Consider the following 9,210-nt stretch of genomic DNA (forward strand, 5'->3'; position numbering starts at 1 on the left):
CGGTTATTTAACAGCGTCAGCAAAGATAAAAAGTGGATATAATTAGTGTTTGTTAAATGTAATCCGACAATGATTAAATTGAAGAAAGCAGGGGTTAAAAGTGATAAAAACAACGGTTAAAACTTTATACCGATTAAACCTATCAGTTAAAAAAATAACGTTTAATCACAGGTTAAACCCTGCCCTGTTTAATCCATTTATCAGTGATTCTATCCTCCCTTTATTTTACATTTGCCTGACCTGCTATAATAATTTAAAAGCGTGAATGCCGCAGTATTAAAGCCTTTATATCATGGTGGATTAAATGCAACAAATACCGTTTTTCAGAAAGATAGTTAATGACATTTAATAGAAAATCATTAACCGTTAATAACAAATTGAAAATAAATCCGCATGTAAAAAGATATTATCAGAACAAATAAGTATTAAAGAATTTTCTCGCCGGTTATTTAACAGCGTCAGTAAAGATAAAAAGTGGATATGATTTGCGTTCGTTAAACGTGATCCGATGATGATTAAACTTAATAAAAATCCGAGGTTAATAAGGGTAAAAATGACGGTTAAAACTTTACATCGATTAACACCATCAGTTTAAAAAATGATTTTTAATCACAGGTTAAATCCTGCCAATAATAAAACGCATAGTAAAATTCACTTTATTTACTCTTCCTTGTTTAATTTATTAGTGTTCCTATCCTCCCTTTATTTTACATTTACCTGACCTGCTATAATCATTTAAAAGCGTGAATGCCGAAGTATTAAATCTCTTATATCAGGGCGGATTAAACGCAGTAAATACCGATTTTCAAAAGGAGAATTAATAGCATTTAATCGAAAATCATTAACCGTTAATAGCAAGTTGAAAAGAAATTAGCACGTAAAAGGATATTATCCGAACAGATGGATATCAAACGCTTTATCGCCAGTTATTTAACAGCGTCAGCAAAGATAAAAAATGGATATAATTTGCGTTCGTTAAACGTGATCCGATGATGATTAAACTTAACAAAAATCCGTGGTTAAAAGTGATAAAAACAACGGTTAAAACTTTATACCGATTAACACCATCAGTTAAAAAAACGACTTTTAATCACAGGTTAAACCCTGCCTTTCATAAAACTCATAGCGGGATTCACTTTGTTTACACTGCTCTGTTTAGTTCGTTTATCCGCGATCCTATACTCCACTTATTTTACATTTTCCTGACCAGCCTAATCATTTAAAAAAACGAATGCCATTACATCCGTGACCTGGCCGGGCGGATTATCGGTGAAACCGATTTTACCGGGCGCACAATTCAATATCAGTACGATAACGCCGGACGCCTCATCACCGCCCGTTACCCGGATAATCAACTATTACGCTGGCGCTACACCCCGGGAAGCCGCATTAGCCAGCAGGAAGTCTGGCAGGAAGAGGATGAACAGTGTCAATTAGTCTCGGTCACGACATACGACTATAACGACGCCGGCCAGCTTATCCACGCCACCAACCCGGATGCGGTGGTGGAATTTGAATATGATGAATCGGGCAACCTGACGGCAGAAACGATTAATGGCCGCATGATGACCCACTTGGGGTTGGAAGGTCACGAATCTCTGCATATGAACAAAATAACCGGAAAGACCTACGTGATCTTCCAGCCTTTTTAATGATCTACTGTGGTGCATACCCACGGTGAGGTAATAGTTTCTAATGAGATAAATATAAAATTGAAGTTTATAATTATCTCATATTAAAAGGTAGTGATATATCACAGAAATATTCTCTTTAATTAATGAAAAAAGTGGTAAGTTACATTAACATTTAAAGTTATGTAATTTAATTGTTGCATTTAATTTCTTTCTGTAAAGTGAATAAATACTTACCTAATTAATTCTCATAGGAATTATTTTTCTGGTATACCTGCTGTTGAAGTATCAAAGTTCTTTACCAGAAAAAATCGATGTTTCCACTATGGCTAATCTAGTTATTAGCCAAGGGCAAGATGCTGGTTATTAGTCATTTAGTATCACAATCGTAGTGATAGCCGTAGATACTTTGGATCTTGACCAAATGGACCACTGATATATGAAGTTATCTTAAACGTATAAACTTAGACTCAGGAGAATTCCGGTGGATAAAATAAGAACTGTTGCAGAAACTTTAGCAGTATTACATCAGAATCATCATTTGGTTGGCATAGAACGGCAGCCAAAGCAACTGAAGACCTCGGATTTTGACGGCAAGGTCATCTTTTCTAACGATCCGAAGACAGCGACTGTGCCCCCTGCATTTTTTACAGTACAAACCATACAAGAGCTGAAAGCGCTCGGCGGTGTGCCTGACAGTGAATATGGCCCTGGCAAAATGGAGCCCCACCATCCGTTGCCGGAACCGTTTTCTGCTGAACGGCTGGCAAATGTCACGGGGAATCATATTGATTTGTGCAAAGCCTTTCGGGCCTATATTTATGGTAATTCTGCTTTGGTCAAAGATTATGAAGACATTCTTAATGCTAAACGTTTCCCGATGAAGATGGCGCTGTACAGTGGCGAAAGTATTACTGTGACCGCAGATAATCCAGTGATTGTTGAAGATAAAGATGGCTATGGCGAGCCGGTTGCCTTGGTGTATGACCAGATAATCTTTGAACCGGGAGGTCAAATTATTTACTACACTAGCGGCAGCATCAATGCGAACAATGTTATAGGGAATGAAAGCGCTGGAAAAGAGAACATTGTCAGTAGAGGCCATGATGGCGCCGATGGTTTAGAGGGCGCGCCAGGAAATGATGGGGCTGATGGCAGCAATGGGAGTGAGGGGGTGGGACATAAAAACGGCTGTTACTTTGACGGCACGCCAGGTACTGATGGAACCAGCGGTACTGTCGGAGGACTCGGGGGGAATGGCGCACCAGGTGGAAATGTAAATGACATGACTGTGAATGCTCAATCTCTTACTGGGTTAATACGGGCGCTAGCGAAAGGGGGTAACGGTGGTAATGGTGGACATGGCGGTATGGGGGGCCGTGGGGGGCATGGCGGTAATGGGGGGGCAGTGAGTACATCCGGGGAGTACCAGTGGTGTGTTCCTGGGTGTGGAGGAAATGGGGGGCCAGGAGGAAATGGAGGGAAGGGGGGTAATGGGGGGAAAGGTGGGGACAGTGGTAACATATATATTAGTTTTTCTGATGGTAATCCAATATTTGATGTTGCGTCATTTGGCGGGCTTGGCGGGGAAGGTGGGAAAAGCGGGTTTGGCCGAAATGGCGGGGATCCTGGAAATCCTCATAGAGGAAACTCTTCCGGAGCCTGTGCAAATAAACAAGGGCCCAACGGTAGGGGGGGTGTACAAGGAGATACGGGTATGGATGGTTCGAAAGGAGAATTTGGCGATGACGGTGACTGCGGCAAGATATATATCAACGGTCATGAACGGAAACCTGATTCTTAGTGGTGCACCAATCAGACTGGTCTGAACGATTATCAATGAGGGCGATGGGTTCAGATCTTCGTTTTGCTTATGTTCAAGTGGCTTACATGATTAATTACTCAATACGGGTATCAGTTATCAATCATTGGTGACGCCTGAATGACTGCCTTATCCGCCGAAATGTATTCTCAGCCCGACGACTTGGTGTTGATAGGTAAACACAATAATCTGGTAAACAATTCAGCGGAGTAAAAAATATCACTATGGATATCAATATGATGAAAAGTAACAATATGCCGATTGCCATTATCGGCATGGGTTGCCGTTTTCCGGGGGGAGTCAGCTCCCCAGAGGAATTTTGGCATCTGTTGTGTGGTTCAAGTGATGCTATTACCCCCGTGCCGCCTGAGCGTTGGTCAACACAGGCTTATAGTTCCCGGGATCGTAATCTGCCGGGGCGAATGGTGGCGCGCGAGGGAGGATTTATCGCTGATGTAGCCGGCTTTGATGCGGCAGTGTTTAATATCAGTAATACAGAAGCGCCTTTTATCGATCCACAACATCGTTTGATGTTGCAGGTGACATGGGAAACACTGGAACGTGCAAGGATATCGCCAAAATCGTTGGCAGGTCAGGCGGTTGGGGTGTATATCGGTGCTTTCACTCATGATTATATGCACTTGCAATTTACCGATTTACGCCAGGCAACGGGTTATACTTCAACGGGTGCAATGGGAACTATGCTGTCAAACCGTATTTCCCATGCGTTTGATTTTCAGGGGCCGTCCTTGACCATCGATAGCGCCTGTTCATCGTCCTTATTGGCAGTACATCTGGCTTGCGACAGTTTGCGCCGTGGAGAATCGCAACTGGCGTTGGCGGGTGGAAGCCAGTTGATGTTGATGCCTGATTTTTCGGTAGTAGAAAGTCGTACCGGATTTTTATCGCTTACCAATCGTTGCCACAGTTTTTCAGCTAACGCTGATGGTTATGTGCGTAGTGAAGGGATTGGCGCTGTTTTGTTGAAACCCTTGAGCGCGGCTTTGCAGGATGGTGATCCTATATTAGCCGTGGTCCACGGTTCAGCTGCAAATCAGGATGGCCGGACTTCTACCATCACTCAACCGAGCAGTACAGCACAGCAACAGGTGATCCGTACAGCTTGTATTCAGGCGGGGATTGCTCCAGAAGAGATTGATTATATTGAGGCTCATGGTACTGGGACGGCGGTAGGTGATCCGATAGAAGCAGAAGCGCTGGGGCGGGTATGCCGTCCAGAACCGACAGATCGCCCATTGCTGATCGGCGCCTGTAAATCCGTGATTGGTCATACGGAAGCCGCCGCGGGTATTGCTGGATTGATTAAAGCGGTATTGTGTTTACAACGGGGGCAAGTGCCGGCCAATCTACATGCAGATCCGCCTAATCCCTATATCCATTTTGCCGAATTAGGCTTGCAAGTCCCCCGGCAGTTAACGCCGTTGCCTGAAGGCAGGGTTATTGCAGGGGTGAATTCCTTTGGTTTTGGCGGGACGAATGTCCATGTGGTATTGAGCAATAATACACCGCCTTCCGGACAGCTTCAGGCGAGGGAAGAGCAGGCTTTCATGTTGCCATTGTCTGCCCAGTCTGAATTTTCCCTGAAGCAGCAGGCACAAAACATTGCCGATTTACTGCAACAAAAGCCAGATCTTGCCCTTAATGATCTGTGCTATAGCTTGGCGACGACTCGTCACTGCTTTCCGTTGCGTAAGGGGGTCGCCTTCAGTAACCGAAAACAATTGCAGCAACAGTTAACTAATCTGAATGTACCGTCGCAGCGTAATGGTAAAAAAGTGGATCGTTTGGCCTGGATATTTGCAGGCATTGGCAGTGAAGTTTGGAAAGATTCTGTCGTTTGGTTTCAGCAATTTCCTGAGTTTACTGAGCAGTTCAGGCGCTGCGAAGCAATTTGGACGGGGTTTGCTGCACCTTCCTTATATGCTGCATTGATCTCTGCCGATGAATTGATAGAGCCGCCAATGCAGTTTGCAGTTCAGGTATCAATGGCTGCGCAGTTGCAGAAGTGGGGATTCAGACCAGCGGCATTACTGGGTCATAGTTCTGGTGAAATGGCGGCTTGTTATCTGGCGGGAATTTATGATCTGACGCAAGCGCTGACACTTTTACACCAGCGTTATCATTATCTGCAACGTGTGCTGAATAAAGGTGGGGGATTATTGATCGTAGCCGCTACGGTGGAGCAGATACGCCCTCATTTGTCTGTCCCGGATGCTAAACCTACCGTGATGGTAGCTGGACGTAATAGCCCCGATCGTTGCTTGTTGTCTGGGCCTGTAAGTGAATTAGCCGCCATTTCCGAACGCTTAAAGCATCATAGGATCGCCAGTAGTCGGCTCAATTATAGAATTGCTTCTCATTCCCCCTATTTGGAGTCAATCAGAGCAGGGTTGGCTGCGGATGCGGCAACGGTTCCTGCGGCAAAACCCTTGTTGCCGGTGTTTTCATCCGTCACCGGTGAGTTGATTAATGATAAGTTGAGCCCTGAGCATTGGGCTGACAATGTGGTCAGTCCATTCCGTTTTGACGATGCGGTAGAAAATATGCTCAAAGCGGGTTTCCACCATTTTTTTGAAATTTCACCTCAATCCCTGCTTAGCGGTGGATTGCAGGATTGGAGTAAACCTTATCGCGGACAAGTGTTTGCTTGTCGCTCGGGGCAGAACTGGCCACAGTTACTGGGTCAATTATTTGAAGCCGGTGTTGAGCCTGATTGGCGGACTCTTATACCGGCAGCTAGTCCGATCGATCTGCCAACCTACCCTTGGCATCAGCAATCTTATTGGCATGAGCCAGAGATCAGCCGTCGCCGCCGGTTGCGTACATTAAGTGGCGTGCTATTGGGCGAAGCCCTGCCGGGTAAAGAGAGTTGGCTGGCTGAACTGGCTGTGGAACAAGTGCCTTGGTTACTCGATCATGTCGTCATGGGGAATGCGATGTTTCCGGCTGCGGGTTATATCGAAGTTATGCTGGCGGCGGCGCGTATCTGTTTTCCTGGCGTTGGATTGGCTCTTGATAATGTTGTATTGCAGTCGGCTCTATTGCTGGAATCAGGCATGGAATTCAGGCTAAAAACCCAGTTGGATCGTCAACGGATGGAGATACAGGTATATATTACCCGTAACCTGGACGAGGGTACACAGCACCAACTTGCCGCCAGCGCACAGGTGAATATCATTGTACCGGGCGCCACCGCCTGTACCCCTCCTCAGTTGGTTGCAAATGACCGTTATCCCGGCATGCGGAACCAGGAGGTATTATATCAGGCATTCCAGCATCTGCATTTCAGCTACAGTGGGGTGTTCCGTCCTCTGTGTCATGCGTTTATCGGTGAAGGAGAGACAATCTGTGAGATTGAGTTGCCATCTGCACCAGAGGGAATGGGTTTCCATCCTGCGGCTTTGGATGGTATTTTCCAGTCGCTGCTGGTGATTCAGTCTGCTGATATTAAGGCTCCGATCCCTGCCGGCGATTTCCGTATCCCGGTGAGTATTCAGCATCTGCGCATTAATGGCAAATTGTCAGGCCGGGTTCGTGCACATGCTCGGATCACTAAGCAGACGCCACAACAGTGGTTTGGGGATATCGATGTGTATACTGACAGCGGCAGACTGATTTGCCAGATTAGTGGATTTTGTGTTCAGCTTGTCAGTAACAAAAAAAGTAGCTTACAGCCTAGGCTTCACAATCTGGTGGTAGGTCAACCGCTATGGCGCAAAGTACCCTCTCAGCCATCAACCGAGCCTTTAGCGCAATGGGCTATTCTGGGGGGGGAAACTGCACTGGCGGAAGAATTAGCTGGTGAATTGCAACGACGCGGTGGGTATGCCTCATTACATTCTGACTTGCCTGACAGTTATCAGAAAACTCAGGCGCTGGTTAATACTCTTCCCGCTGAAACTGAAAGGATATTGATCCTTTGGTCATTACAAGCTCCACGAATGGCTTATCATTCTTTGATCCATTTGTGTGCGGCATTGGCAGAGCGATCAGTGAAACCACGTTTGTGGATCATGACTCAAGGTGCTCATCAAATAACAGAACAGGATCTGCCTGATCCATTTGCCGCAGCATTATGGGGAATGATGCGGGTGATTGGTCAACAAGAAGCGCCTGCACTGTGGGGAGGGTTACTGGATATCGATGGCACCACGGCACCCATCCGGTGGTGGGATGTGCTATTGACAGATGATGGCGAAGATCAATTGGCTCTGCGTCATGATCAGCGTTATGTGCTGCGCCTTGCGCCATTGCCGGAAATACCCGTGTTGCCGCCAGTGCGTTTTCGTCCGGATGGTTGCTATCTGCTGACTGGCGCCTTTGGTGATATAGGCCGTCAGTTGATTCCTTGGATGGTGCGACATGGCGCCCGTCATCTACTGTTGGTTGGGCGTCGGCATACGCTTGAAACAAGTGAGCGGATGTTACTGGAAACGCTGCACCAACAAGGGGTTGGGGCTGATTATCTGCCGATTGATCTCGGTGATGTGGAAATGACTAAAATTTGTCTGGGCCAGTATCGGCAACAGACTAGCCAGCCGATGCGCGGCGTGATCCATTGTGCCGCACATGTTGAAGATCAGGGATATCGTGAACTGAGTACCCAAGCGTTCGATAGGGTATTTGCAGCTAAAGCATCAGCCGCTTGGACATTACATCAGGTATTGACTGATGCACCTTTAGAACATTTCGTTATGTTTTCCTCGTTGGGCGCATTAATGGCTTTGCCTGGTATGGCATCTTATGCAGCGGCTAACGCCATGCTGGATAGCTTGGCCTATCTGCGGCGTCAGCAAGGTTTACCTGCGTTAAGCCTTAACTGGGGTCCGTGGAAAGCGGGGATTGCTCTACGGGATAGCCGTACGCTCCTGGTGCTGGAAAACAGCGGATTACAGCCATTCAGTCCAGAAGAGGGATTAGCCACGCTAGATCGATTGTTTGCCCGCATTGAGCCACAACTGGTGCCGTTCTTGACTGATTGGTCAAGTTTACTCTCTGGGCCGATGCGCCATTTGGCGCTATTGCGTGATATTCAGCAAGAAAGTTTGGTTCAGGCTTTACCCGCAGATTCGGGGATTGAGGTGAATAATCCGGATGATGTCGTCAGCTTGCTACAAGCTTTCTGTGGTGAGGTTATCGGAGTGCAAGCCGAAGTTTTCCATCCCGATCTACCGCTGGCCGACAACGGTATTGATTCTTTGAATGGCTTAATGGTGGTACAAAAAATCAACAAGCAATTGCGTTTGAATATCCCGCTGGAGTTGTTGTTAAGCGATAAGTCGCTGTCGGAACTTGCATCGTTGATTGCGTATCGACTGCAAATTGAGTTAATTGCGAAGCAGGAATGATCTTAAAATCGTTTAACTAAAACATTCTCTGAAAGCCCGATAGGGCTTTCAGATTGTTGACGTTCAACGTTTCGACTATCACGGCTAAAAAAATATAATATCTCCAGCCTTATCGCTATTTTCTAGCATTTAATATACCTCATTCCCCATTGTCAGGATTAAACAACCAGATCTTGATCACATTTCATACTATCCATTCAGACAGACAAATAATCACACATTAGAATAGTTTGCTTATGTCACTATAAAATTCTCAATATTTCCTATGGAAAGATGACCGTTTTATCACCAAAACCAGATTAACTTAAGAAAAGAGAAAGTCCGATGGATCAACGCAACACCCGAGTGGTCAGGGCCACGAGTTATCTTTTAATTTACCTGACCGCCG

The 9,210-nt window shown here is 46.0% G+C and carries 2 protein-coding genes and 1 pseudogene; all 3 read left to right on the forward strand.

Features of this window, described 5'->3' with window-relative positions:
• Positions 1–1,238: 1,238 nt before the first annotated feature.
• A pseudogene (locus tag ABR397_RS21335) lies at positions 1,239–1,562 on the forward strand (hypothetical protein); the annotation flags it as partial.
• A 553-nt stretch (positions 1,563–2,115) separates the two neighbouring features.
• Positions 2,116–3,435, forward strand: a complete 1,320-nt coding sequence (locus ABR397_RS21340) for a hypothetical protein (protein ID WP_350307467.1) — start codon at positions 2,116–2,118, stop codon at positions 3,433–3,435.
• Between the two features lie 254 nt (positions 3,436–3,689).
• Entirely contained in the window at positions 3,690–8,822 is a 5,133-nt protein-coding gene (locus ABR397_RS21345; RefSeq protein ID WP_350307468.1) for a type I polyketide synthase, read from the forward strand.
• Positions 8,823–9,210: the final 388 nt, after the last annotated feature.

The sequence above is a fragment of the Photorhabdus viridis genome (assembly GCF_040256935.1).
GTDB classification, from domain to species: Bacteria; Pseudomonadota; Gammaproteobacteria; order Enterobacterales; family Enterobacteriaceae; genus Photorhabdus; species Photorhabdus viridis.

Excerpts from the sequence above, each read along its gene's own strand:
- ABR397_RS21345 (WP_350307468.1), top strand. The coding sequence starts at position 3,690 with ATGATGAAAAGTAACAATATGCCGATTGCCATTATCGGCATGGGTTGC.